This is a genomic window from Streptomyces nojiriensis, assembly GCF_017639205.1.
Classification (GTDB): domain Bacteria; phylum Actinomycetota; class Actinomycetes; order Streptomycetales; family Streptomycetaceae; genus Streptomyces; species Streptomyces nojiriensis.
Map to the genome: position 1 here is coordinate 3,318,214 of NZ_CP071139.1, position 23,607 is coordinate 3,341,820.

The window sequence follows — 23,607 nt, forward strand, 5'->3', positions numbered from 1 at the left end:
CAGGAACGTACAAGACCGCCCGCTGGGGTGCCGACAGGCTGTCCACATGACGACACACAAGGTCAACATCGCCGAGAAGCTGGCCGGTTTCACCGAGCAGTGGGCGCCGCGGCGCATCGCCCGCGTCAACGACTACGAGGTCAAGGCCGCCCGGCTCCAAGGGGAATTCATCTGGCACACCCACGAGGACACCGACGAGCTCTTCCTGGTGGTCGGGGGCACCCTGACGATCCGCCTGCGCGACGGGGACGTGGTCCTGGGCCCCGGCGAGATGTACGTGGTCCCGCGCGGGGTCGAACACTGCCCGGCGGCGGAGGAGGAGGCGCAGATCCTGCTCTTCGAACCGACCGGCACCCCCAACACCGGCACCGAGGGCGGCGACCGCACCCGGGAACCGGTGGACGCGTAGCCCACCGGCCGCGGCACGACCGGGGCCGGCACGGGTCGGCCCGGGCGTCGGCCGCCGCCCGAGGGCGGCAGCGCACCGTCCGGCCCAGCGGTCCCGGCGGTCAGGCCTGTGGGGAGCGGGCGTCGTAGCGGGCGAAGTTGCGCCACCGCAGCGCGAGCAGACCCAGCACCAGTACGCAGGCCAGCCCGCCGCCCGTGACGGCCACGGTCGGGGAGACCAGGTCCGCGGTGGTCCCGGCGAGGAAGTCACCGAGCCGGGGCCCGCCCGCGACGACGATGATGAAGACGCCCTGCAGGCGGCCCCGCATGTCGTCGGGGGTGGCGGCCTGGAGCATGGTCGTGCGGAACACCATCGACGCGGTGTCCGCGTACCCGGCCAGGGCCAGGAAGAACATGCCCAGCCACAGGTTCCGGGTGAGCCCGAACGCCGCGACGGCCAGCCCCCAGCCGGCGACGGCCAGCAGGATCGCCAGCCCGTGCCGGCGGATGCGTCCCTGCCAGCCGGAGAACAGCCCGCCGAGCAGCGCCCCGGCGGCCAGCGCGGCGACCAGCAGGCCGACCGTACCGGGGCCGCCGCCGTACCAGAGCACGGCGATGGCCGGGAACAGCGCCTTGGGCTGGGCGAGCACCATGGCGGCCAGGTCGGAGAAGAAGGTCATCCGGATGTTCGGCCGGGTGCCGAGGAAGCGCAGTCCGTCGAGCACGGAGGCCCTGCCCCGGGCGCCCTCGGCCCGGTCGGGCTTCATCGACGGCAGCTTCCACATCGCGTAGAGCGCGGCGCCGAAGGTGACGACGTCGATCAGGTAGGCCGTCCCGTAACCGGCGACGGTGACGATGACCCCACCGAGGGCCGGGCCGACCATCGACCCGAAGGTCATGGTCATCGAGTTCAGGGCGTTGGCTGCGGGCAGCTGTTCGACCGGGAGCAGCCGCGGGATCATGGCGGACCGCGCCGGTCCGGTGAGCGCCCCGCAGACCGCCTGGAGCGCGACGACGGCGTACAGGAACCAGACGCGGTGGAAGCCGAGCAGCGCGGCGGCGGCGAGCACGACCGACAGTGCGGCGGCGCCCATCGAGCTGTAGAGGCCGAGCTTGCGCCGGTCCACGGTGTCGGCGATCGCGCCGCCGTAGAGGCCGAAGACGACGAGCGGGACGAGCGAGAAGAGGCCGACGAGCCCGACGGAGAAGCTGGACCGGGTGATGTCGTAGACCTGGAGCGAGATCGCGAGGGTGGTCATCGCCTGGCCGACCCACGAGATGGTTCCGCCGAACCACAGCCGCCGGTAGTCCGCGGATGCGCTCAGCGGGGTGAGGTCGGCGAATATGCGCTGCCAGAGCTGAGGTGGGGCGGTCGTCGGGGTCACAGCGGATGATAACCACCGGCCGTCCGCCGCCCTCCTTGAATTTCGGCCCCGCCACACACCGGCAACAGTCGCCACATCCGGCTCCGGACTCCCGGACCGGGCGGCGCATTACCGGTAACTCGCCACTATCACCGGACATTTGACCGAATCGACGTGCGCTCCTCACCTCGGGTTCAGCTCATGATGAAAAGACTCGTATGTCCAGGGAGGCGTAGTGATCGAACCTGGCAACAGCACCACGAGCACCGGCACGACGCAGAACACGGTGCGCCCCACCGTCCCCCTCACCGTCGGCGTCGAGGAGGAGTTCCTGCTCGTCGACGCCCGCAGCCTGCGGGTGGTCCCCGCCGCCCCGCTGGTCCTGGCGACGGCCGGCGGGCTGCCCGGCGAGCTCCACCCCGAGGGCACCCGCTACCAGGTGGAGATATCGACCCCGATAGCCCACTCGGCGGCCTCGCTGCGCGCCGAGCTCGCCGCCCTGCGGCGCACCGTCGGCCGCGCCGCCCGCACCCACGGCTGCCGGCTGCTGGCCGCCCCCTCGCCGGTCGTCGCCGTGGAGGGGCCGCTGCACCTGACCGACGACCTGCCGCGCCAGCGCGAGCAGCACCGCCGCTTCGGCGCGCTCACCGACACGCTGGTCAGCTGCGGCCGCCACATCCACATCGGCACGCTCGACGTGGACACGGCGGTGGCCGTGTCCAACCGGATCAGACCCTGGCTGCCCACGCTGATCGCGCTGGCCGCCAACTCGCCGTTCTGGGGCGGCCGTGACACCGGCCATGCCAGCTGGCGGGCGATGGCCTGGTCCGGCTGGCCCTCGGCGGGCCTGCCCCCGCACTTCACGTCCACGGCGCACTTCCGGCGCTCGGTTCAGACGCTGCTCGGCTCCGGGGCGGCCCTGGACACCAAGATGGTCTACTGGGACCTCCGCCCCTCCGGGCACTGGCCGACGCTCGAGATCCGGGCGCCCGACATGTCCCCGGACATCGACTCGGCCGTCCTGCAGGCCGAACTGGCCCGCGCGCTGGTCTCCACGGCGCTGCGCGAGATCGCGGAGCGCCGCCCCGAACCGGCCGTACGGGACGACGTACTGCGCCTCGCGCGCTGGCGGGCGGCCCACGACGGCCTGGAGGGCTTCGGCCTCGACCCGTACACGGGGACGGAACTCCCCGCGGCGGACCTCGCGGAGGCCCTGCTGGACCTGGTCGCCCCGGAACTGGCCGCCGCCGGCGACCTCGACCACGCCGCCAAGACCCTGGCGACCCTCCTGCGCGACGGCTCGGGCGCCCACCGCCAACGGATGGTGTTCGCCCGCCGCCAAGACCTCACGGACGTCCTGCGCCACCTCACGGACGAGACGGAGGACTTCTGACCCACCCGGCCCCGCCCCCGTACCCCCGGCACTCCGGAGCCGGGGGTACGAGTCCGCGGGTCCGCGGACGCTGCGATGCCGAACGCCGGAAGAGGACCGGCGCACGGCCGACCGTCCCGGGGAAGGAAGGCGGCCTTCTCCGAGCGCGGCGAACGATCGTTTCCATGAGCTCCGCCGGCGGTCGGATCACCGCCCGCAAGAAACGCCGAAGCCGCAGGTGCGATCGTTTCTGCACCTGCGGCTCGCAGTGGGGCGGGTGGGACTCGAACCCACGGCCGACGGATTATGAGTCCGCTGCTCTAACCGGCTGAGCTACCGCCCCTTCACGGCGTGGCGCGTACACGTGTGCGCGCCGTCTGCCGCAGCATAGCCGCTCATACGATCTCCTGCCTCGGATGCCTCGCATGATCGGCTTCGCCTGCTCAGAGAGACCGCGCCGAGGGCTGTCCGGTTCCCGGACGGGGCGACAAAGAAAAGAAGAGGACCCCTCGGGGTCCTCTTCCTCTTCCTTGCTCCCCCGGCTGGACTCGAACCAGCAACCCTCCGGTTAACAGCCGAATGCTCTGCCAATTGAGCTACAGGGGACCGCGCTCCCCCGACTGGACTCGAACCAGTAACCTGCCGGTTAACAGCCGGCTGCTCTGCCAATTGAGCTACAGGGGATTGCTGCGGTGCATCGAACAGCCCACCTCCGGCGTTGCCGGGGGGCGAGTGCCCGTTGCGAGTCATAGATTAGCGCAAGCAGGGGGGTGCTCCGCCAATCGGTATCGACAGCGGGCCGGGCACCACACGACGAAGGGTGACAGGCATGCGGTACAAGGTCACGTTCGTGGTCGGACTGGCCCTCGGGTACGTGCTCGGAACCCGGGCCGGACGCGAGCGCTACGAGCAGATGCGGAAGTCCGCGCGGCAGCTCGCCCAGAACCCCGCGGTGCGCAACGCCGCCGAGACCGCGGGGCACACCGGGCGGGAGTTCGCCGGGAAGGCCTTCACCGCGGTGAGCCACAAGGTCGGCGACGCCGTCCCGGACTCGCTCAGCGGGCGGGTACGCGGGCTGCGCGGCCGGGCCGGCGGCGCCGGCGAGGACGACTGGGGCACCAGCAACACCTGAGCACCACCCGTCCGCACGCTGGGGCCCACGGGATCCATGAGGTTCCGGGGGCTCCGGACCGGTCGACTCCGGCCCGCGTGCGGCAGAATTCACCGCATGGGGATAGTCGCCGGGCTGGACAGCTCTTCCGCGTTCACACGCATCGTCGTCTGTGACACCGAGACCGGCGCCGTGCTGCGCCAGGGGTACGCGCCGCATCCACAGCCCACGGGTGAACCGGACGGCGGTGCGAATCCCCACGAGACCGACCCGCAGGCCTGGCTCCTCTCGCTCGGCGAGGCCGCCGGCGGCGGGCTCCTCGAAGGGGTCCAGGCCATAGGGGTCTCCGCGCAGCAGCACGGCCTCCTGCCGCTGGACCCGCAGGGCGCCCTGGTGCGTCCCGCCCTCGTCGGCAACGACAAGCGCGGCCAGGTCGCCGCCGCCGACCTCGTCGACGCCCTCGGCGGCCGGCACGGCTGGGTCGAGGCGGTGGGCTCGGTCCCGCACTCCGCGCAGCCGGTCGCCAAGCTGGCCTGGCTGGCCCGCAACGAGCCCGAGACCGCCCGCCGGATCGCCGTGCTGATGTCCCCGCACGACTGGCTCGTCTGGCAGCTGCTGGGCCGCCCGGTGCGGCGGACCACCGACCGCGGCGGCGCCTCCGGTACCGGGTACTGGTCGGCGGCCACCGGGACCTGGCGCCCCGACCTGGTCGAGCTGGCGCTCGGGCACCGGGCCCTGCTGCCCGAGGTGCTCGGCCCGGCCGATGCCGCCGGGACCACGCCGGAGGGGCTGCTGATCTCCGCGGGCACCGGCGAGACGATGGCCGCCGCGCTCGGGCTGGGGCTGGGCCCCGGCGACGCCGTGGTCTCCCTCGGCGCCTCCGGTTCGGTGATGGCGGTGCACCACGAGGCGGTGTCGGAACCGGGCGGGCTCGTCACCTCGCTGGCCGACGCCAGCGGCATGCACCTGCCCGTGGTGAACACCTCCAATGCCGTACGGGCGCTGCGCGGCACCGCCGAACTGCTCGGCACCGATCTGGAGGGGCTGTCCGAGCTCGCGCTGAAGTCGACGCCGGGCGCGCACGGCCTCGTACTCCTGCCGTACCTGGAGGGTGAGCGGACCCCGAACCTGCCGCACGCCGCCGGCACCCTGTCCGGGCTGCGCCGGGACTCGATGAAACCGGAGCACCTGGCCCGGGCCGCCTTCGAGGGCATGCTGTGCGGGCTGGTGGACGCGCTGGACGTACTGCGCTCGCGCGGGGTCGAGATCCGCCGGGTGTTCCTGCTGGGCGCGGCGGCCGAGCTGCCCGCCATGCAGGCCGCGGCCCCCGGGCTGTTCGGTACGCAGGTCGTCGTACCGGCGCCGGCCGACTACGCGGCGCTGGGCGCGGCGCGCCAGGCGGCCTGGGCTCTCGGTGTGGCGCAGGGCACCCTGTCCCCGCACACCCCGCCGGTCTGGCCGGCTCCCGCGGCCCAGGTCTTCGAACCGGGCGAGGAGTTCGCGGCGTGGCAGGGGGTGCGCCAGCAGTACATCGCGACGCGGGAGCAGATCCACCCCGGGGCGTTCTAGCGACGGCTCGGTCCGCGGGCTGGAGACGGCCTGGTACGCGGGGCGGGCTGGTCCTTTTGACCGGCCTTTGCGAAATCCGGTGGGGATCACAGGGCCGGTTGGCCCAAGATGGGTTGAACCCCCTCGATCATGCCGACCGGAGCCTGCGCGTGCTCATACGACTTCTGCGGACCCATTTGGGTACGTACCGGAAACCCATCGCGGTGCTGGTCCTGCTGCAGCTGCTGCAGACCAGCGCCAGCCTCTACCTGCCCACACTCAACGCAGACATCATCGACAACGGTGTCGTCAACGGCGACACCGGCTACATCCTGCGCTTCGGGGCGCTGATGCTCGGTGTCTCCCTCGTCCAGCTCGTCTGCAACGTCGGAGCCGTCTACTACGGCGCCCGCACGGCCGCGGCCTTCGGCCGGGACGTCCGCGCCGCGATCTTCGACCGCGTGCAGAGCTTCTCGGCGCGGGAGCTGGGCCAGTTCGGCGCGCCGTCGCTGATCACCCGTACGACGAACGACGTCCAGCAGGTCCAGATGCTGGTGCTGATGACCTTCACCCTGATGGTCTCGGCCCCGATCATGTGCGTCGGCGGTATCGCCATGGCGCTCTCGCTCGACGTGAAGCTGTCGGGCGTGCTGCTCGCCGTCGTCCCGGTGCTCGGGGTCTCGGTCGGCGCGATCGTCTTCAGGACGCGGCCGCTGTTCCGCCAGATGCAGGTGCGCCTGGACACCGTGAACCGGGTCCTGCGCGAGCAGATCACCGGCAACCGGGTGATCCGCGCCTTCGTCCGCGACGGCTACGAGAAGGACCGCTTCCGCGAGGCCAACGCCGACCTGACCGGCGTCTCCCTGGCCGCCGGCAAGCTCCTGGCCTTCATGTTCCCCGCGGTCATCGTGGTCGTGAACATCTCCAGCGTCGCCGTCATCTGGTTCGGTGCGATGCGCGTCGACAGCGGCGGCATGGAGATCGGCCAGCTGACGGCCTTCCTCGCCTATCTGATGCAGATCGTCATGGCCGTGATGATGGCCACCTTCATGTTCATGATGGTGCCGCGCGCCGAGGTCTGCGGGGAGCGCATCCAGGAGGTCCTGGACACCGAGACCAGCGTGGTCCCGCCCAAGGACCCGGTGCGCGAACTCACCCGCCGCGGCCGCCTGGAGCTGCGCGGCGCCGACTTCCGCTACCCGGGCGCCGAGGCGCCGGTGCTGCGCGGGGTGGACCTGGTGGCCCGCCCCGGCGAGACCACGGCGGTCATCGGCTCCACCGGAAGCGGCAAGTCCACGCTGCTGGGCCTGGTCCCGCGCCTGTTCGACGCGACCGGCGGCGAGGTCCTCGTCGACGGGGAGGACGTCCGCGCGCTCGACCCGGACCTGCTGGCCAGGACGGTCGGCATGGTGCCGCAGAAGCCGTACCTGTTCTCCGGGACCATCGCCTCCAACCTGCGCTACGGGCGCCCGGACGCGAGCGACGAAGAACTCTGGCAGGCGCTAGAGGTGGCCCAGGCCAAGGAGTTCGTCTCCGCGCTGGAGGGTGGCCTGGAGGCGCCCGTCAGCCAGGGCGGGACCAATGTCTCCGGCGGCCAGCGCCAGCGTCTGGCCATCGCCCGCACGCTCGTGCAGCGCCCGGAGATCTACCTCTTCGACGACTCCTTCTCGGCCCTGGACTACGCGACGGACGCGGCGCTGCGCGCGGCGCTCGCCCGCGAGACCGAGGACGCGACCGTGGTCATCGTCGCCCAGCGGGTCTCCACGATCCGCGACGCCGACCGGATCATCGTCCTGGACGAGGGCCAGGTCGTGGGCGAGGGACGCCACCACGAGCTGATGGCCGGCAACGAGACCTACCGGGAGATCGTGCTCTCCCAGCTGACGGAGGCGGAGGCCGCATGAGCGGGCCCGGAGGACGGATGATGATGGGGCCGGCCCAGCGGTCCATGGACTTCAAGGGTTCGGGCAAGCGGCTGCTGCGCCAGCTCGCGTACGACCGGGCCAAGATCTGGGGCATGGTCGCGGCCGTCGTCGGCAGCGTCGGCTGTGCGGTGGTGGGCCCGAAGATCCTGGGTGAGGCCACCGACCTGGTGTTCGCGGGGATCGTCGGCCGGGAGATGCCGGCCGGGATCACCAAGCAGCAGGCGCTGGACGGTCTGCGGGCCAAGGGCCAGGACGGTATGGCGGACATGCTCGCCGGGACCGACTTCACCCCGGGGCAGGGCATCGACTTCGGCGCCGTCGGGGTCGTCGCGATCTGGGCGCTGGTGGTCTTCACCCTGGCCGGCCTGCTGATGCTGGTCGCCACGCGGCTGTCGAACCACGTCATGAACGGCACCGTCTACCGGATGCGCGAGGAGCTCCAGGCGAAGCTGTCGCGGCTGCCGCTGTCGTACTTCGACCAGCAGAAGCGCGGCGAGGTGCTGAGCCGGGCCACGAACGACATCGACAACATCGGGCAGACGATCCAGCAGACGATGGGCCAGCTGCTGAACTCGCTGCTGACCATCGTCGGCGTGCTGGTGATGATGTTCTGGATCTCTCCGCTGCTGGCGCTGGTCGCGCTGGTGACCGTACCGCTGTCGGTCTTCGTCGCCGCGAAGATCGGCAAGAAGTCGCAGCCGCAGTTCGTGGCGCAGTGGAAGGCGACCGGCGCGCTCAACGCCCACATCGAGGAGATGTACTCGGGCCACAGCCTGGTCAAGGTCTTCGGCCGGCAGCGGGAGTCCGCGGCCGTCTTCGCCGAGCAGAACGAGGCGCTGTACCGGGCCTCGTTCAAGGCGCAGCTGGTCAGCGGCATCATGCAGCCGGTGATGTTCTTCATCTCGAACATCAACTACGTGCTGATAGCCGTAGTGGGCGGGCTCCGGGTCGCCTCCGGCACCCTGTCGATCGGGGACGTGCAGGCCTTCATCCAGTACTCGCGGCAGTTCTCGATGCCCCTGACGCAGGTCGCCTCGATGGCGAACCTCGTCCAGTCCGGTGTCGCCTCGGCCGAGCGCGTGTACGAGCTGCTGGACGCGCCGGAGCAGGAGCCGGACGCCGAGGTTCCGGAGCGTCCGCAGGAGCTGCGCGGTCAGGTCACCTTCGACAAGGTGGCCTTCCGCTACGAGCCGGACAAGCCACTGATCGAGAACCTCTCGCTCACGGTCGAGCCGGGCCACACGGTCGCGATCGTCGGCCCGACCGGCGCCGGCAAGACCACGCTGGTCAATCTGCTGATGCGGTTCTACGAGGTCACGGGCGGCGAGATCGCCCTCGACGGGGTGGACATCGCGAAGATGACCCGCGAGGAACTGCGCGACGGCATCGGCATGGTGCTGCAGGACACCTGGCTGTTCGGCGGCACCATCGCGGAGAACATCGCCTACGGTGCTTCGCGCGAGGTCACGCGCGCCGAGATCGAGGAGGCGGCGCGGGCCGCCCACGCGGACCGGTTCATCCGCACCCTGCCGGACGGCTACGACACCGTGCTGGACGACGAGGGCGCGGGGGTCAGCGCGGGCGAGAAGCAGCTGATCACCATCGCCCGGGCGTTCCTGTCGGAGCCGGTGATCCTGGTGCTCGACGAGGCGACGAGCTCGGTTGACACCCGTACCGAGGTGCTGATCCAGAAGGCGATGGCGCGCCTCGCGCGCGGCCGTACGTCCTTCGTGATCGCGCACCGGCTCTCCACGATCCGCGATGCGGACGTGATCCTGGTGATGGAGAGCGGATCGATCGTGGAACAGGGCACGCACGAGGAGCTGCTGGCCTCGGGCGGCGCGTACGCGCGGCTGTACGCGGCGCAGTTCGCGCAGGCGGTGGCCGAGGTCGACTAGCGGTCGCTGCCGTACGTCGCTTGGCGGAGGGGCACTCGGGTACGGGACACGTACCCGGGTGCCCCTCCGCCGTCGTTAGCATGACGGCATGGCAACGGACGTGGTGATCCGCCCTGCTCGGGCGGAGGACGAACGCGAGATATCGGAGCTGCTCCGCTCGGTGTGGTCGCGCGTGAGCGAGCCCGGCCCCGAGCGCCCGGCCGGCGCGGCCCTCTTCGACGAGCGGCGCCCCGTGGAGGGCTTCCTGGTCGCCGAACGCGGTCGGCGGATCGTCGGGTACATCACCCACGCACCGGCCAGCCCCCTCGAAACCAATCGGCACGTCCGTCACATCCAGGGGCTGGCGGTCCTCGAATCCGCCCGCGGCAGCGGGGTCGGGCAGGCCCTCGTCGAGGCCGTCTGCGCGGCCGCCCGGGCCGGTGGTGCCCGCCGCATGAACCTGCGCGTGCTCGGCCACAACGGGCCGGCGCAGCAGCTCTACCGGCGGTGCGGCTTCACGGTGGTCGGCGTCCTGCCCGAGGAGTTCCTGCTGGACGGGGTCTACGTCGACGACGTCTGGATGAGCCGGAGCCTGTCCGACCCCCACGAGCCCGCGCAGCCGTAGTCGTAGCCGTAGTCGTGGCCGTAGCCGCGGGCCGGGCGACGGGGTGGGGGCGCCTGGCGGGGCGCCCCCCTTTCCGTTGGCCCGTCAGTCCAGGTAGCCGCGGAGCTGGTCGGCGAAGGCGTGGTCGCGCAGCTTGTTGAGGGTCTTGGACTCGATCTGGCGGATCCGCTCGCGCGTCACGCCGAAGATCCGGCCGATCTCCTCCAGGGTGCGGGGCCGCCCGTCGGCGAGGCCGTAGCGCAGCTGCACGACCTTGCGCTCGCGCTCGCCGAGGGTCGACAGGACGGCTTCCAGGTGCTCGCGCAGCAGGAAGAAGGCGGCCGACTCCACGGGCGAGGCGGCGTCGCCGTCCTCGATGAGGTCGCCGAGCGCGACGTCGTCCTCCTCGCCCACCGGGGCGTGCAGGGAGACCGGCTCCTGGGCGAGGCGGAGCACCTCCAGGACCCGCTCGGGGGTCAGCTCCAGGTGGACGGCCACCTCTTCGGCCGTGGGCTCGTACCCGCGCTCCTGGAGCATCCGGCGCTGGACGCGGACGACCCGGTTGATCAGTTCGACCACGTGGACGGGCACCCGGATGGTCCGGGCCTGGTCGGCGAGGGCCCGTGACATCGCCTGGCGGATCCACCAGGTGGCGTAGGTGGAGAACTTGTACCCGCGGGCGTAGTCGAACTTCTCGACGGCCCGGATCAGCCCGAGGTTCCCCTCCTGCACGAGGTCGAGCATGGTGAGTCCGCGGCCCACGTACCGCTTGGCGACGGAGACGACGAGCCGCAGGTTCGACTCGATGAGCCGGCGCTTGGCCATCCGGCCCATGACGACGAGCTTGTCGAGGTCGAGGGCGAGCTGGGAGTCGAGGTCGGGGGTGTTGCCGAGTTTCTCCTCGGCGAACAGGCCGGCTTCGACACGTCGCGCGAGGTCCACCTCCTCGGCGGCGGTGAGCAGCGGGATCCTGCCTATCTCGCGGAGGTACTGCCGGAACAGGTCGGCGGACGGGCCCGCTCCGCCTCCGCTGTCGCCACTGCTGCGCCTGCGCGGCACGGGCACCGGCTCGATCAGCTCCAGTACCTCGGGCTCTTCGTCCACGGCCTTGGCCTCCGAGGACTCGCTCACGTTCACGGTCAGGGTCCGGGTCTGCACGGGGGCGACCTCCAGGGCTCCGAGGACGGGGGCACCGCACCTCAGTGTGGGGTACGACACATCGCGGCCACGAGGGGCGTGCGAGCACTTTCTGAGTCCGGTGCGTGACCGGATGGTTACCCCCCGGCGGGAATCCCGATGCGGATCGTACGCATGTCCGAGATGATCGACTCCATGGCGGAGTACGAGACCCATGTGACGGTGCGCTGCGCGGACGCGGCGGAGCTGGCGCGCCTCGACGCGTGGGCCGGGGCAAGGGAGTTGAAGGTCACGCACATCCTGCTGGCCCGCGGCCGGATGGTGTCCCAGCCGATGCTGACCCTGCCGGACCGCACGGGCCACGAGCGGCTGGTGCCGCGGCTGCGGGCGGCCGGCTTCGACCCGGTCCGGGTCAAGGTGGAGACGGTCCCGTGGACCACGGCCTCCCCCGGCCCGGGCGGCGGCTACTTCGAGCACCACCTGAAGCTGCTGCTGCCCGCGGACTTCGACCGCGCTGCCCTGGAGTCCCTGGTCGTCCCGCACGGGGCCCACCTGTCCTGGAACGCCCGCCGGGTCCTGGCCGGGGGCGCGCACGAGCGGTTCGTGACCCAGCGGTGGCGCGGCACGGCGGCGGAGGCGGGGGCGGCCTGCGACGCGCTGGTCGCCGCGCTCGGCTCCGCCGGGTATGAAATCCGTTCGGAGGAACGGGAGTTCGTGCTGTACGACAGCGACCTGTCGGTGGACGACGGATGGATCGGCGAAGGGGTGACGGCATGACCGGGACGGGCGGGCAGGACGCGGTCGGGGACGACTGGAGGCGGCGCCGGATCGGCCTGCCGCGCACCTCCACGGCCGGACTGGACGCGGCGGGCCCCGAAGCCCGGGTCTTCGACCCGGCGCTGAAGCACTTCGCGGACGGCTACCGGATCACGGACGCGGCCGTGGACGACGCGCTGCGCCCGGCCTGGCGGGCCGCCCGCCGGACCGCGCTGGACGTGGTGGCCCGCGGCGTCGCCAGGTCGGGCTGGGCGGATTCGCTGGTGCTGCGCGGCAGCATGCTCATGGCCGGCTGGTTCGGGGCGGCGGCGCGGGAGCCGCACGACCTGGACTTCGTGGTGGTCCCGCAGGACTGGGCGATCGAGGAGCCGCGCACCGGGAAGCTGCTGGCCGCCGTCGCGGAGGCGGCCGAGCGGGCCGCCGACGAGCACGGCGGGCTGGTGATGGCCGCGGGCGCGGCGGTCTCCGAGGACATCTGGACGTACGAGCGGGTCCCCGGGCGGCGTCTGGTCCTGCCCTGGTCGGCCCCGGGACTGCCCGGGGGCCAGGTCCAGCTGGACTTCGTCTTCAACGAGCGGCTCCCGGCGGCGCCGGAGCCGGCCGATGTCGCGGGGGTGCGGCTGCGGGCGGCCACGCCGGAACTGTCGCCGGCGTGGAAGCTGGTCTGGCTGGCCACGGACATGTACCCGCAGGGCAAGGACCTCTACGACGCGGTCCTGCTCGCCGAGCGCTGCACGGCTCCGTACGAGCTGGTCCACACGGTCTTCCGGGAGTCGGGCGAGTACTTCCCGCCGCAGGCACCCTCGGACACCCCGCTGACCCTGGAGGCCTTCTCCGAGGTCGAGCGGGCCGACTGGGACACCTTCCGGGCCGACTACCCGGGGATCCCCGGCTCCGCCGAGTCCCACGCCGAGCGGCTCCTGGCAGCCCTGGAGCCGACCTTCGCGGGTCGCGGCTAGGCGCCGCCTAGGCCGGCTCGACGCGGACCGCGCAGACCTTGAACTCCGGCATGCGGGACGTGGGGTCCAGGGCCGGGTTGGTGAGGGTGTTGGCGCGGCCCTCGCCCGGCCAGTGGAAGGGCATGAAGACCGTGTCCGCCCGGATGGTGTCGGTGATGCGGGCCGGGGCGACGGCCCGGCCGCGGCGGGAGGTCACGGCGAGGGGGCAGCCGTCGACGGCGCCGATCCGGGCGGCCAGCCGCGGGTGGAGTTCCACGAAGGGGCCGGGGGCCGCCGCGTTGAGCTCGTCCACCCGGCGGGTCTGGGCTCCGGACTGGTACTGGGCGACGACCCGGCCGGTGGTGAGCAGCAGCGGGTAGTCCGCGTCGGGGACTTCGGCGGCGTCCCGGTGGGAGACGGGGACGAAGCGGGCCCGGCCGTCGTCGGTGGCGAAGCGGTCCAGGAAGAGGCGCTCGGTGCCCGGGGATCCCGCGGCGCCTTCGGGGCCCTCGGGGCAGGGCCAGAAGACGCCCTGTTCGGCCTCGATCCGGGCGTAGGTGATGCCCGAGTAGTCCGCGGGGCCGCCGGCCGAGGCGCGGCGCAGTTCCTCGAAGACCTCCTCCGGCTCGGTGGGGAAGCCCTTCTCGACGCCCAGGCGGGCGGCGAGTCCGTGCAGGACGTCCAGGTCGCTGCGGACCCCCGGCGGCGGGGTCAGCGCCCGGCGGCGCAGCAGGACTCGGCCCTCCAGGTTGGTGGTGGTGCCGGTCTCCTCCGCCCACTGGGTGACCGGGAGGACCACGTCCGCGAGGGCCGCGGTCTCGGAGAGGACGACGTCGGCCACCGCGAGGAAGTCCAGGGAGCGGATGCGGTCCTCCACGTGGGCGGCGCGGGGGGCGGACACCACCGGGTTCGAGCCCATCAGGAGCAGGGCCTTCACGTCCGTACCGAGGGCGTCGAGGAGTTCGTAGGCGCTGCGGCCCGGGCCGGGGAGGCTGTCGGGGTCGACGCCCCATACCTCGGCGACGTGGGCGCGGGCCGCCGGGTCGGTGAGCTTGCGGTAGCCGGGGAGCTGGTCGGCCTTCTGGCCGTGCTCGCGGCCGCCCTGGCCGTTGCCCTGCCCGGTGAGGCAGCCGTAGCCGGAGAGCGGGCGGCCGGCCCGGCCGGTGGCCAGGCACAGGTTGATCCAGGCGCCGACGGTGTCGGTGCCCTTGGACTGCTGCTCGGGGCCCCGGGCGGTGAGGACCATGGCGGATTCCGGGGCGCAGAACATCGCCACGGCCTCGCGGAGCCTGGGGACCGGTATCCCGGTGATGCGCTCCACCAGTTCCGGCCAGTGGGCCATCGCGGCGGCCCGGGCCTCCTGCCAGCCGGTGGTGCGGGCGGCGATGAACTCCTCGTCGGTCCGGCCTTCCGCGACGATCAGGTGCAGCAGGCCGAGTGCGAGGGCCAGGTCGGTGCCGGGGCGCGGGGCGAGGTGCAGGTCGGCCTGTTCGGCGGTGCGGGTGCGGCGCGGGTCGATGACGATCAGGGTGCCGCCGTTCGCCTTGAGCTCGGTGAGGTAGCGCAGGGCGGGCGGCATGGTCTCGGCCAGGTTCGAGCCGACCAGGATCACGCAGCCGGTGCGCGGGATGTCCGCCAGCGGGAAGGGCAGCCCGCGGTCGAGCCCGAAGGCCCGCTGGTGGGCGGCGGCGGCCGAGGACATGCAGAAGCGGCCGTTGTAGTCGATCTGCGAGGTGCGCAGCGCGACGCGGGCGAACTTGCCGAGCGCGTAGGCCTTCTCGTTGGTGAGCCCGCCGCCGCCGAAGACCCCGACGGCGTCGGGGCCGTACGTGCGGCCGGTGCGGGCGAGTCCCCCGGCGACGGCGTCGAGGGCCTCCTCCCAGGTGGCCGGCTCCAGCCGCCCGGCGTGGGTGCGGACGAGCGGCTCGGTCAGGCGCACCCGGGAGGAGAGCACGGCGGGCGCGGTGCGGCCCTTGCCGCACAGTGCGCCCCGGTTGACGGGGAAGTCGGCCCGCTCCTCCACCGCCACGGTGGCGCCGCCCGGGTCGGGGCGCAGCCTCATCCCGCACTGCAGGGCGCAGTAAGGGCAGTGCGTGTCGGTGGCGGAGTCGGAGGTGTGCATACGGTCCAGCGTGGGTCGGCGGTGTTACGCCGGCCGCCGCTGCGCGTTACAAGTCGGGGTGCTCCGCCTCAGCGCCGCCGGACGGCAGCGGTGAGGCCCGGCGCAGCGGGGGGGCGGTCGACGAGCTCGACGTACACGATCCGGCCGTCGACGACGTCAAGGTTCAGGAACCCGTTGCCCGGATCGAGGGCCACCATGCGGTGACCGGGACCGTACGGCGTGCCGGGCGGATGCCGGTGGGTGCGGAAGCTCTGGCAGAAGGCGTTGCGGCAGTCGCACTCCGCCAGCAGGCGGAGGTCGTACGCGCAGACGGCGAGCCGGTGCTCCCCTTCCGCCTCCAGCAGCCGCACGAGCTGCGCCGTCAGGTCGGGGAAGACGTCACGTACGAGGGGTCCGTCCTGTGCCACGGCGAGCTGTTCCACGGCGTCCTGTTCCACGAGCGGACGGTAGCCCGGGATCCCTCCGGCGGCACGCGGATATGCGGCCGTCCCGCCGGGGGGCGGCGCAGGGGTGGGTCACTGGCCCGTCAGGTACTTCACCGTCAGGCCCGCGGTCCAGCCGCCGTCGACGGCGAGTTCGGCGCCCGTCATGTAGCCGGCGGCGTCGGAGAGGAGGAAGGCGATCGCCGCGGCGATCTCCTCGGGGACGCCGACGCGGCCGAGCGGGGCGCCTGGGTAGTTGCCCGCGCCCGCCTGGATGCCGATCGGGGCGGTCATCGGGGTCAGGGTCATGCCGGGGTGGACGGAGTTGACGCGGATCCCGGCCTCGGCGAGTTCCACCGCGCCGATCTTCGACAGGCCGCGCACGCCCCACTTGGAGGCCCCGTACCCGGCGGTGAGCGCGAGGCCGGTCAGGCCGGCGGCGGAGGAGATGTTGACGATGGACCCGCCGCCGTTCGCGCGCAGCAGCGGGATCGCGGTCTTGATGCCGATGAACACGCCGACCAGGTTGATCTCGAGGACCTGGCGGAAGTGCTCGACGCTCTCGTGCTCCAGGAACCGGCCGGTGGAGATGCCCGCGTTGTTCACGAGGCCGTCGATGCGGCCGAACTCGGCGACCGCGTGGTCCAGCGCCGCCTGCCACTCGGCTTCGCTGGTGACGTCGTGCCGGACGAAGCGCGCCGCGCCGCCGAGCTTCGCGGCCGTCTCGGCGCCCTCCGCCTCCAGCACGTCGGTGATCAGCACCCGGCCGCCGCCGTCGACGACGGCCTGCGCGGCCGCGGCGCCGAGGCCCCGGGCTCCACCGGTGATGACGACGACCTTGCCGCTCAGATCCACCACAGCCACGGTTCCACACCCCTGTCGCTCTCGTACGGACTGACCGGCATATGACTAATCGGCATAACCGGCGCGGCCGTCAGTGTGTCAGAGCGTCCAGGGCCCGCGACACCCCTTCCTCCTTCGGTCCCAGGAAGCGCGGGGCGGGCTTGAAGGCCGCGTCCAGCGCCGCCTTGCCCGCCGCGAAGACCTCGCGGGTCTCGCCGTAGTACCAGGTGGCGTCGTGCACGTCGGCCACCCCGACGCCGTACGACTCCAGGCCCGCCGCCTGGCACAGGGCGACGGCCCGGCGGATGTGGAAGCCCTGGGTGACCAGCACGGCCCGGTCCACGCCGAAGATCTCCTTGGCCCGCACGCAGGAGTCCCAGGTGTCGAAGCCCGCGTAGTCGCTGACGATCTGCCCGTCCGGCACCCCGTGCGCGGTGAGGTACGTGCGCATCGCGTCGGGCTCGTCGTAGTCGTGCCGGCCGTTGTCCCCGGTGACGAGGACGACCTTGACCTTGCCGGTGCGGTACAGCTCGGCCGCGGCGTCGAGCCGGTCGGCCAGGTAGGGGGTCGGCCGCCCCCGCCACAGGCCCGCGCCGAACACCACGGCCACCTCGGCCGAGGGCGCGTCCGCCGTGGTCCGCAGCCGGTCGGCGGCCACCGCGTGCATCCACGCCGAGGGCAGCAGCGCCAGTACGCAGCCCGCCATGACGGCCTGCACCGCCCGCCGCCGGGTCCGTACGCTGCGCAGCGCCGCCACCGCCCGGCTCCACTCGACTCTCGGCAGGCGCGGTCGGCGCATCATCCATCCCCTGGTGTCTCGGCTGCTCGTCCGCTGGTCAGGACGCGTACCGGGGCCGTGCGGTTCGCCCGGGCCCCGATCTCCGGCGGGTACGCCGCCGGCCGCGCGGGCTCCGAACAGCCGCGCCGGCCGTCCTGTGAGCACACGGCAAAGACCCGTCATCCCCGCGCAACGCACCGGCAACCTCCGAAGCGGAGGATCGGTTCATGACGGAGCCGGTGCACCCTCCCGAGTTTCCCGCCCTCCCCTTCGACAGCACGGCCGAGCTGCTCGGCCGCATCACCCTCCAGCTGGGCACCCAGCTCAGCGGCCTGCGCCGACCCGGAGTCCGCCCATGCAGCCCACCCTCGTCGCCGTGGCCCACGGCAGCCGTGACCCGCGCGCCCTGCACACCGCCCTCGCCCTCCTCGAACGGGTCCGTGAACTCCGCCCCCGGCTCGACGTCCGGCTCGGCCACATCGAGCTGAACGAGCCGCTGCTCGACGACACCCTGGACGGCTTGTCCGGCTCGGCCGTGCTCGTCCCGCTGCTGCTCGGCCGCGGGTACCACGTCAAGCGCGACCTGCCCGCGGCCGCCGCCCGGGCCGGCCACCTGCTCACCCGCGTCGCCGCCCCGCTGGGCCCGCACCCGCTGCTCGTCGAGGCCCTGTACGAGCGGCTGCTGGAGACCGGCTGGACCCCGGCCCCCGGTTCGGCCGTCGTGCTGGCCGCCGCCGGTTCCCGCGACCCCGACTCGGCGGCCGACACCCGCCGCACCGCCGCCCAGCTCGGCGAACGCCTCGGCGGCGTCCCGGTGACCTGCGCCTACGCCTCCGCCGCCGCGCCGAGCGCGCCCGAGGCGGTCCGGGCCCTTGCCGCCCGCGGTCACCACCGGATCGCCGTGGCCTCGTACTTCGCCGCTCCCGGCCGGTTCGCCGCCCAGACCGCCGCGGCGGCGGCGCCCGGCCTCGCCGCCGCCCCACTGGGCGATCACCCGGCCCTGGCCCGGCTCCTGCTGCACCGGTACGACGAGGCCCGCGCGCTCCCCGCCGGGGGTGCCGTGCCGATCAGGCCGGAACTCGTCTCCGCCTGATCCCGGTTTGTCAGTTGTTCCGGTTACCGTCTCTGCATGGAAGGCACCACGCACGCCCTCACCGACGACCACCGCGGCCTCTACGACGCGGTCGACACCGAGCGCTGGGCCGCCGAGCCCGACAAACGGCCCGGCCGGACCGCCTTCCAGCGCGACCGCGCCCGGGTGCTGCACTCGGCCGCGCTGCGCCGCCTCGCCGGGAAGACCCAGGTCGTCACCCCCGGCAGCCGTTCCTACGACTGGGACGCGAGCCCCCGTACCCGCCTGACCCACTCGCTGGAGTGCGCCCAGGTCGGGCGGGAGCTCGGCGCCGCGCTCGGCTGCGACCCCGACCTCGTCGAAGCCGCCTGCCTCTCCCACGACATGGGCCACCCGCCCTTCGGCCACAACGGCGAGGAGGCGCTCAACGAGTTCGCCAAGGACTGCGGCGGCTTCGAGGGCAACGCCCAGTCCCTGCGCCTGCTCACCCGCCTGGAACCCAAGCGGTTCGTGCCCGATCCGGCGAGCGGGGAGCTCGTCAGCGTCGGCCTCAACCTCACCCGGGCCTGCCTGGACGCCGCCACCAAGTACCCGTGGGCCCGCGGGGACCACCCCACCGACCCCGACTCGGTGAAGTTCGGCGCGTACGAGGACGACCTGCCGGTCTTCACCTGGCTGCGCCGCGGCGCGCCCGCGGACCGCAAGTGCTTCGAGGCCCAGGTCATGGACTGGGCGGACGATGTCGCGTACTCCGTCCACGACTTCGAGGACGGCCTGCACGCCGGCCACCTCGACCCCAACATGCTCTACGCGGAACCCGAGCGCACGGCGATCTGGCAGGTGGCCATCGGCCGGTACGTCCCCGCCGACACCGCGCCCGAGGAGCTGCGGGCCGCCCTCGACCGGCTGATGGAGCAGGAGTGGTGGCCGCACGGGTACGACGGTTCGGCCGTCGCCCAGTCCCGCCTGAAGGACGCCACGAGCCAGCTGATCGGCCGGTTCTGCCTGGCCGCCGAGGGGGCCACCCGCGAGGCGTACGGCTCCGGCCGCCTCACCCGGTACGGTGCCGAACTGGTGATCCCGCGCGAGGCGCGCAACGAGTGCGCGGTGCTCAAGGCGGTCGCCGACCTGTACGTGATGCAGCGCGACGAGCAGGAACGGATCCGCGCCGACCAGCGCATCGTCCTGGCCGAACTCGCGGAGGCGCTGAGCGCCCGCGCTCCCGAGGGGCTGGACCCGCAGTTCCGGGCGATCTTCGATGCGGCCCCGGACGACAAGGCCAGGAAAAGGGCGGTCATCGACCAGATCGCGTGCCTCACCGACGCATCCGCCCGTTCCCTTCACGCACGCCTCACCCGGCGCGGCCGACGCGCCGAAAGGTGAGCTGATCGAGCCACTCCCCCTTCACGCGGCAGGCTCGGTGCGGGACGCTCGCATGTGCTCGCATGTGGCGGCGAGATTATGAGGAGGCATCAGGTGGTCGACGCACACCGGACATTCGTCATCGTCGGAGCAGGGCTCGCCGGGGCAAAGGCGGCCGAAACTCTGAGGTCCGAGGGGTTCACGGGGCGGGTGATCCTGATCGGCGACGAGCGTGACCATCCCTACGAGCGCCCCCCGCTGTCCAAGGGCTACCTGACCGGCAAGGACGACCGGGAGAGCGTCTTCGTCCACGAGCCGTCCTGGTACGCGGCCGCCGACGTCGAGCTGCACCTCGGCCAGCCCGCCGTCCACCTCGACCGGGACGCCAAGAAGGTGGTCCTCGGCGACGGCACCGTCCTGTACTACGACAAGCTGCTGCTGGCCACCGGCGCCGAGCCGCGCCGCCTGGACATCCCCGGCACCGGCCTGGCCGGGGTGCACCACCTGCGTCGCCTCGCGCACGCCGAACGGCTGAAGGGCGTACTGGCCGGGCTCGGCCGGGACAACGGGCACCTGCTCATCGCGGGCGCCGGGTGGATCGGCCTGGAGGTGGCCGCCGCGGCCCGCGGCTACGGCGCCGAGGTCACCGTCGTCGAGCCGGAGGCCACCCCGCTGCACGCGGTGCTCGGCCCGGAGATCGGCCGGCTCTTCGCGGACCTGCACGCCGATCACGGGGTGCGGTTCCACTTCGGGGCGCGGCTGACCGAGATCGTGGGCCACGACGGCATGGTGCTGGCCGCCCGGACCGACGACGGGGAGGAGCACCCGGCGCACGCGGTGCTCTCCGCGATCGGGGCCGCCCCGCGGACGGCGCTCGCCGAGACCGCCGGGCTGGCCCTGGTCGACCGGGAGCACGGCGGCGGGATCGCGGTGGACTCCTCCCTGCGCACTTCCGACCCGGACGTCTACGCGGTCGGGGACGTGGCCGCCGCCCACCACCCGGTGCTCGGGACCCGGCTGCGGGTGGAGCACTGGGCCAACGCGCTGAACGGTGGCCCGGCCGCCGCGCGGGCCATGCTGGGCCAGGAGGTCGGCTACGACCGGGTGCCGTACTTCTTCTCGGACCAGTACGACGTGGGCCTGGAGTACTCGGGGTACGCGCCGGCCGGCGGCTACGACCAGGTGCTGATCCGCGGGGACGTGGGCAAGCGGGAGTTCATCGCCTTCTGGCTGTCGGAGGGGCGGGTCCTGGCCGGAATGAACGTGAATGTGTGGGACGTCACCGAGCACATCCAGGCCCTGATCAGGTCGAAGACCGCGGTCAACCGCGAGGCGCTGGCGGACCCGTCCGTTCCGCTTGACTCCCTGGTGCGGGCCGAGGGGGCCTGACCGGATTGCCGGCGCCCGGCCGTAGACTTCACGGGTGGCAGGACGGATCAACGACGACGACGTGAAGGCGGTACGGGACGCGGTCCCGATCGACGCCGTGGTCTCCGAGTACCTCCAGCTGCGCAACGCGGGCGGCGGCAACCTCAAGGGCCTGTGCCCCTTCCACGACGAGAAGTCCCCTTCCTTCCAGGTCAGCCCCAGCAAGGGGCTCTACCACTGCTTCGGCTGCCAGGCGGGCGGGGACACCCTCGACTTCGTCATGAAGATCGACCACCTCTCCTTCTCGGAGGCGGTCGAGCGCCTGGCCGGCCTGGCCGGCATCACCCTGCGGTACGAGGAGGGCGGCTACACCGCCGGCACCAGCGGCCGCGGTGACCGCATCCGGCTGGTCGAGGCGCACAAGGCCGCCGCCCAGTTCTACGTCGACCAGCTGGACAGCCCCGAGGCGGAGATCGGCCGCAAGTTCCTGGCGGAGCGCGGCTTCGACCAGGCCGCGGCCGCGCACTTCAGCGTGGGGTACAGCCCGGCCGGGTGGGACCACCTGACCCGCTTCCTGCGCGGCAAGGGCTTCAGCGACAAGGAGCTGATCACCTCCGGGCTCGCCCAGGACAGCCGCAGCGGCAAGCCGATCGACCGCTTCCGCGGCCGGCTGATGTGGCCGATCCGCGACATCAGCGGCGAGGTGGTCGGCTTCGGCGCGCGCAAGCTGCGCGACGACGACAACGGCCCGAAGTACCTGAACACCCCCGAGACCGCGATCTACAAGAAGTCCCAGGTGCTGTACGGCATCGACCTGGCGAAGAAGGAGATCGCGAAGACCTCCCGGGCCGTGGTCGTCGAGGGCTACACGGACGTGATGGCCTGCCACCTGGCCGGGGTCACCACCGCGATCGCGACCTGCGGCACCGCCTTCGGCGGGGACCACATCAAGATCCTGCGCCGGCTGCTGATGGACAACGCCACCGCCGAAGTGATCTTCACCTTCGACGGCGACGCGGCGGGCCAGAAGGCCGCCCTGCGGGCCTTCGAGGACGACCAGAAGTTCGCCGCGGAGACCTCGATCACCATCGCCCCCGGCGGCATGGACCCCTGCGACCTGCGCCTCGCGCAGGGCGACGCGGCCGTGGCCGGCCTGGTGGAGGCCCGCACGCCGCTGTTCGAGTTCGCGCTGCGGCACATCGTCGCCCGGCACAACCTGGAGAACCCGGCGGGCCGGGCGGCCGCCCTGGACGAGGCCGCGCCCGTCGTCGCCAACATCAAGAACATCGCGATCCAGCACGAGTCGGCGGTCCAGCTGGCGGGCATGCTGGGCATCCGGGACGAGCAGTTCGTGGTCAAGCGGGTCGCACAGCTGGCGCGCTGGGCCCGCGAGCGCGGCCAGGGCGACGGACCGCAGGGCGGCCGGCCCGGCGGGAAGCCGCAGCGGGGCCGCCCGTCCTACGAGGACGTCCCCGCGCCCCCCGCCCAGCCGGCCGGGGGCCCCGCGCTGAACCTGCGCAGCCCGGCCCACCGCACCGAGCGCGAGCTGCTCAAGCTCGCCCTCCAGCGGCCCGCCCTGGTCTCCCCGGCCTTCGACGCGTACGGGATGGACGAGTTCACCGCCCCGCCCTACGCGGCCGTGCGCCAGGCGATCCTGGACGCGGGCGGCGCCTCGCTCGGCACGGAGGACTACCTGGCCCGCGTCCGCGAGGCCGCACCGAACGACACCGTGCGCGCGCTCGTCACGGAGCTGGCGGTCGAGGCCATCCACGCGAAGACGGTGGACGAGATCTACGCGGGGGTCCAGCTGGTCCAGGTGCGGCTGCGCGCCGTCGACCGCCGGGTCCACGAGATCCAGGGCACCCTGTCGCGACTGGGCCCGCAGGCTCCGCCGGAGCAACTGGCGGCCGTCCAGGAGGAGCTGTGGGTGCTCCAGCAGTACGGCCAGCGGCTGCGCAACCGCGGCGCCGAGGGCCTCTAAGCCTTCTCTTCCGGATCTTGCCGCAGCTCAGCGGCGCGCGAACCAGTCGCCGCCGGGGATCTCGGAGCCCGATTCCCGCAGGTCGCGGGCGATCAGCGGGGCGGCCAGATAGACCCAGGCGCGGACCGCGGTGCCGTCGGGGCGCAGGGCGGGCCGGGCGATCCGGTCGTAGACGTTCCCCGGGCGGCCCGGCCCCTGGTACTCCTCCAGCTGGTCCAGCGCGGCCAGCAGCTTCCCGTACTCGCCCGGCGCCGCCGTGATCAGCTCGCCGACGACCGCCGTGCCGGGGCGGTGGACCGCGTACGGATATCCCGGGCCGTCGTAGAGCGCCGCGTCCGGGAGGACGGCCGGCTCCTCCGAGGCCGTGCGGCCCCGCAGGAAGAGGTCGTGGTTGACCTCGCCCGGGCGCAGGGTCCCGTAGACGAAGAACGGGAGCGGATCGCTCGGGTCCGGTAGCCGTTCGACCGATGTCACGGGGCCCTCCCTCGGGTATGGCGCGGCAGTGCGCGGGCCGGGCGGACGTCCCGGCTCCCCGCGCCCCACCACCGTACGCACCGCCGGGGTCACCCGGACGGCGCGGGGCGCTCCGATGGCCGTAGCACCTGCACTGACCTGCGAG

At 72.8% G+C, this 23,607-nt stretch carries 20 protein-coding genes and 3 tRNA genes; 13 read left to right on the forward strand and 10 right to left on the reverse strand.

Annotation, left to right across the window (positions count from 1 at the left end; all coding sequences use genetic code 11):
• Window positions 1-46 precede the first annotated feature (46 nt).
• Window positions 47-409, forward strand: coding sequence for a cupin domain-containing protein (locus tag JYK04_RS15510; RefSeq protein WP_189736763.1), 363 nt, complete (start codon window positions 47-49; stop codon window positions 407-409).
• Between the two features lie 100 nt (window positions 410-509).
• Here the strand turns inward: JYK04_RS15510 and JYK04_RS15515 are convergent, their stop codons facing one another.
• Window positions 510-1,772 (reverse strand): MFS transporter, encoded by a 1,263-nt coding sequence (locus JYK04_RS15515; protein ID WP_189736765.1) that lies wholly within the window; start codon window positions 1,770-1,772, stop codon window positions 510-512.
• A 214-nt stretch (window positions 1,773-1,986) separates the two neighbouring features.
• Here JYK04_RS15515 and JYK04_RS15520 point away from each other — a divergent pair, with 214 nt between their 5' ends.
• The gene (locus tag JYK04_RS15520; protein WP_189736767.1) at window positions 1,987-3,144 is read left to right on the forward strand and encodes a carboxylate-amine ligase; all 1,158 of its coding nucleotides are present in this window, start codon (window positions 1,987-1,989) and stop codon (window positions 3,142-3,144) included.
• A 248-nt stretch (window positions 3,145-3,392) separates the two neighbouring features.
• Here JYK04_RS15520 and JYK04_RS15525 read toward each other — a convergent pair.
• The 3 genes from JYK04_RS15525 to JYK04_RS15535 all read right to left on the reverse strand — a co-directional run bounded on the left by JYK04_RS15525 (window position 3,393) and on the right by JYK04_RS15535 (window position 3,807).
• Window positions 3,393-3,466: transfer RNA gene (locus JYK04_RS15525), tRNA-Ile, on the reverse strand.
• A 190-nt stretch (window positions 3,467-3,656) separates the two neighbouring features.
• Window positions 3,657-3,729: transfer RNA gene (locus JYK04_RS15530), tRNA-Asn, on the reverse strand.
• Window positions 3,730-3,734: 5 nt separating this feature from the next.
• Window positions 3,735-3,807, reverse strand: a tRNA-Asn gene (locus JYK04_RS15535).
• A gap of 145 nt (window positions 3,808-3,952) precedes the next feature.
• Between JYK04_RS15535 and JYK04_RS15540 the strand changes: the two genes are divergently transcribed.
• The 5 genes from JYK04_RS15540 (at window position 3,953) to JYK04_RS15560 (ending at window position 10,209) form a co-directional block, all read left to right on the forward strand.
• Window positions 3,953-4,255, forward strand: a complete 303-nt coding sequence (locus JYK04_RS15540) for a YtxH domain-containing protein (RefSeq protein WP_189736769.1) — start codon at window positions 3,953-3,955, stop codon at window positions 4,253-4,255.
• A 96-nt stretch (window positions 4,256-4,351) separates the two neighbouring features.
• Window positions 4,352-5,803 (forward strand): FGGY family carbohydrate kinase, encoded by a 1,452-nt coding sequence (locus tag JYK04_RS15545; RefSeq protein ID WP_189736771.1) that lies wholly within the window; start codon window positions 4,352-4,354, stop codon window positions 5,801-5,803.
• A gap of 149 nt (window positions 5,804-5,952) precedes the next feature.
• Window positions 5,953-7,686 (forward strand): ABC transporter ATP-binding protein, encoded by a 1,734-nt coding sequence (locus JYK04_RS15550; RefSeq protein WP_189736773.1) that lies wholly within the window; start codon window positions 5,953-5,955, stop codon window positions 7,684-7,686.
• Window positions 7,683-9,605: an ABC transporter ATP-binding protein gene (locus JYK04_RS15555; protein WP_189736775.1), complete on the forward strand. Its 1,923-nt coding sequence runs from the start codon at window positions 7,683-7,685 to the stop codon at window positions 9,603-9,605. The genes JYK04_RS15550 and JYK04_RS15555 overlap by 4 nt, the downstream gene beginning before the upstream one ends.
• A gap of 88 nt (window positions 9,606-9,693) precedes the next feature.
• Complete coding sequence (locus JYK04_RS15560; RefSeq protein ID WP_189736778.1) at window positions 9,694-10,209, forward strand: GNAT family N-acetyltransferase; 516 nt, start codon at window positions 9,694-9,696, stop codon at window positions 10,207-10,209.
• 84 nt (window positions 10,210-10,293) lie between these two features.
• Here the strand turns inward: JYK04_RS15560 and JYK04_RS15565 are convergent, their stop codons facing one another.
• Window positions 10,294-11,406 carry an RNA polymerase sigma factor gene (locus tag JYK04_RS15565; protein ID WP_373297420.1) on the reverse strand — a complete coding sequence of 371 codons (1,113 nt, stop codon included), beginning with the start codon at window positions 11,404-11,406 and terminating at the stop codon, window positions 10,294-10,296.
• 93 nt (window positions 11,407-11,499) lie between these two features.
• Here JYK04_RS15565 and JYK04_RS15570 point away from each other — a divergent pair, with 93 nt between their 5' ends.
• Window positions 11,500-12,102, forward strand: a complete 603-nt coding sequence (locus tag JYK04_RS15570) for a hypothetical protein (protein ID WP_189736780.1) — start codon at window positions 11,500-11,502, stop codon at window positions 12,100-12,102.
• Window positions 12,099-13,061, forward strand: a complete 963-nt coding sequence (locus tag JYK04_RS15575; protein WP_229875215.1) for a nucleotidyl transferase AbiEii/AbiGii toxin family protein — start codon at window positions 12,099-12,101, stop codon at window positions 13,059-13,061. The genes JYK04_RS15570 and JYK04_RS15575 overlap by 4 nt, the downstream gene beginning before the upstream one ends.
• A gap of 7 nt (window positions 13,062-13,068) precedes the next feature.
• On the opposite strand, the gene JYK04_RS15580 is transcribed toward JYK04_RS15575, so the two are convergent.
• The 4 genes from JYK04_RS15580 to JYK04_RS15595 all read right to left on the reverse strand — a co-directional run bounded on the left by JYK04_RS15580 (window position 13,069) and on the right by JYK04_RS15595 (window position 17,226).
• Window positions 13,069-15,162, reverse strand: a complete 2,094-nt coding sequence (locus JYK04_RS15580) for a molybdopterin oxidoreductase family protein (protein WP_189736784.1) — start codon at window positions 15,160-15,162, stop codon at window positions 13,069-13,071.
• Window positions 15,163-15,230: 68 nt separating this feature from the next.
• Window positions 15,231-15,599 (reverse strand): hypothetical protein, encoded by a 369-nt coding sequence (locus tag JYK04_RS15585; protein ID WP_202186064.1) that lies wholly within the window; start codon window positions 15,597-15,599, stop codon window positions 15,231-15,233.
• Between the two features lie 78 nt (window positions 15,600-15,677).
• Window positions 15,678-16,442 carry a glucose 1-dehydrogenase gene (locus JYK04_RS15590; RefSeq protein WP_189737458.1) on the reverse strand — a complete coding sequence of 255 codons (765 nt, stop codon included), beginning with the start codon at window positions 16,440-16,442 and terminating at the stop codon, window positions 15,678-15,680.
• A 76-nt stretch (window positions 16,443-16,518) separates the two neighbouring features.
• Window positions 16,519-17,226, reverse strand: a complete 708-nt coding sequence (locus tag JYK04_RS15595; RefSeq protein ID WP_189736786.1) for a SanA/YdcF family protein — start codon at window positions 17,224-17,226, stop codon at window positions 16,519-16,521.
• Window positions 17,227-17,560: 334 nt separating this feature from the next.
• On the opposite strand from JYK04_RS15595, the gene JYK04_RS15600 reads away from it, so the two are divergent.
• From JYK04_RS15600 to dnaG, 4 genes are all read left to right on the forward strand, one after another.
• Window positions 17,561-18,298, forward strand: a complete 738-nt coding sequence (locus JYK04_RS15600; protein WP_189736789.1) for a sirohydrochlorin chelatase — start codon at window positions 17,561-17,563, stop codon at window positions 18,296-18,298.
• Between the two features lie 36 nt (window positions 18,299-18,334).
• On the forward strand, window positions 18,335-19,660 hold the full coding sequence (locus tag JYK04_RS15605; RefSeq protein ID WP_189736791.1) for a deoxyguanosinetriphosphate triphosphohydrolase: 1,326 nt from the start codon (window positions 18,335-18,337) through the stop codon (window positions 19,658-19,660).
• A gap of 93 nt (window positions 19,661-19,753) precedes the next feature.
• Window positions 19,754-21,028, forward strand: coding sequence for an NAD(P)/FAD-dependent oxidoreductase (locus tag JYK04_RS15610; protein ID WP_189736793.1), 1,275 nt, complete (start codon window positions 19,754-19,756; stop codon window positions 21,026-21,028).
• A gap of 34 nt (window positions 21,029-21,062) precedes the next feature.
• Window positions 21,063-22,988: a DNA primase gene (gene dnaG, locus JYK04_RS15615; RefSeq protein WP_189736795.1), complete on the forward strand. Its 1,926-nt coding sequence runs from the start codon at window positions 21,063-21,065 to the stop codon at window positions 22,986-22,988.
• A gap of 27 nt (window positions 22,989-23,015) precedes the next feature.
• Here the strand turns inward: dnaG and JYK04_RS15620 are convergent, their stop codons facing one another.
• Window positions 23,016-23,462 (reverse strand): gamma-glutamylcyclotransferase family protein, encoded by a 447-nt coding sequence (locus JYK04_RS15620; RefSeq protein ID WP_189736797.1) that lies wholly within the window; start codon window positions 23,460-23,462, stop codon window positions 23,016-23,018.
• Between the last annotated feature and the right edge of the window lie 145 nt (window positions 23,463-23,607).

What these genes read in the sequence shown, in the direction of transcription:
- JYK04_RS15510 (WP_189736763.1), top strand. Translation starts at nt 47, where the DNA reads ATGACGACACACAAGGTCAACATCGCCGAGAAGCTGGCCGGTTTCACC.
- JYK04_RS15540 (WP_189736769.1), top strand. Translation starts at nt 3,953, where the DNA reads ATGCGGTACAAGGTCACGTTCGTGGTCGGACTGGCCCTCGGGTACGTG.
- JYK04_RS15545 (WP_189736771.1), top strand. Translation starts at nt 4,352, where the DNA reads ATGGGGATAGTCGCCGGGCTGGACAGCTCTTCCGCGTTCACACGCATC.
- JYK04_RS15555 (WP_189736775.1), top strand. Translation starts at nt 7,683, where the DNA reads ATGAGCGGGCCCGGAGGACGGATGATGATGGGGCCGGCCCAGCGGTCC.
- JYK04_RS15560 (WP_189736778.1), top strand. Translation starts at nt 9,694, where the DNA reads ATGGCAACGGACGTGGTGATCCGCCCTGCTCGGGCGGAGGACGAACGC.
- JYK04_RS15570 (WP_189736780.1), top strand. Translation starts at nt 11,500, where the DNA reads ATGTCCGAGATGATCGACTCCATGGCGGAGTACGAGACCCATGTGACG.
- JYK04_RS15575 (WP_229875215.1), top strand. Translation starts at nt 12,099, where the DNA reads ATGACCGGGACGGGCGGGCAGGACGCGGTCGGGGACGACTGGAGGCGG.
- JYK04_RS15580 (WP_189736784.1), bottom strand. Translation starts at nt 15,162, where the DNA reads ATGCACACCTCCGACTCCGCCACCGACACGCACTGCCCTTACTGCGCC.
- JYK04_RS15595 (WP_189736786.1), bottom strand. Translation starts at nt 17,226, where the DNA reads ATGCGCCGACCGCGCCTGCCGAGAGTCGAGTGGAGCCGGGCGGTGGCG.
- JYK04_RS15600 (WP_189736789.1), top strand. Translation starts at nt 17,561, where the DNA reads ATGCAGCCCACCCTCGTCGCCGTGGCCCACGGCAGCCGTGACCCGCGC.
- JYK04_RS15605 (WP_189736791.1), top strand. Translation starts at nt 18,335, where the DNA reads ATGGAAGGCACCACGCACGCCCTCACCGACGACCACCGCGGCCTCTAC.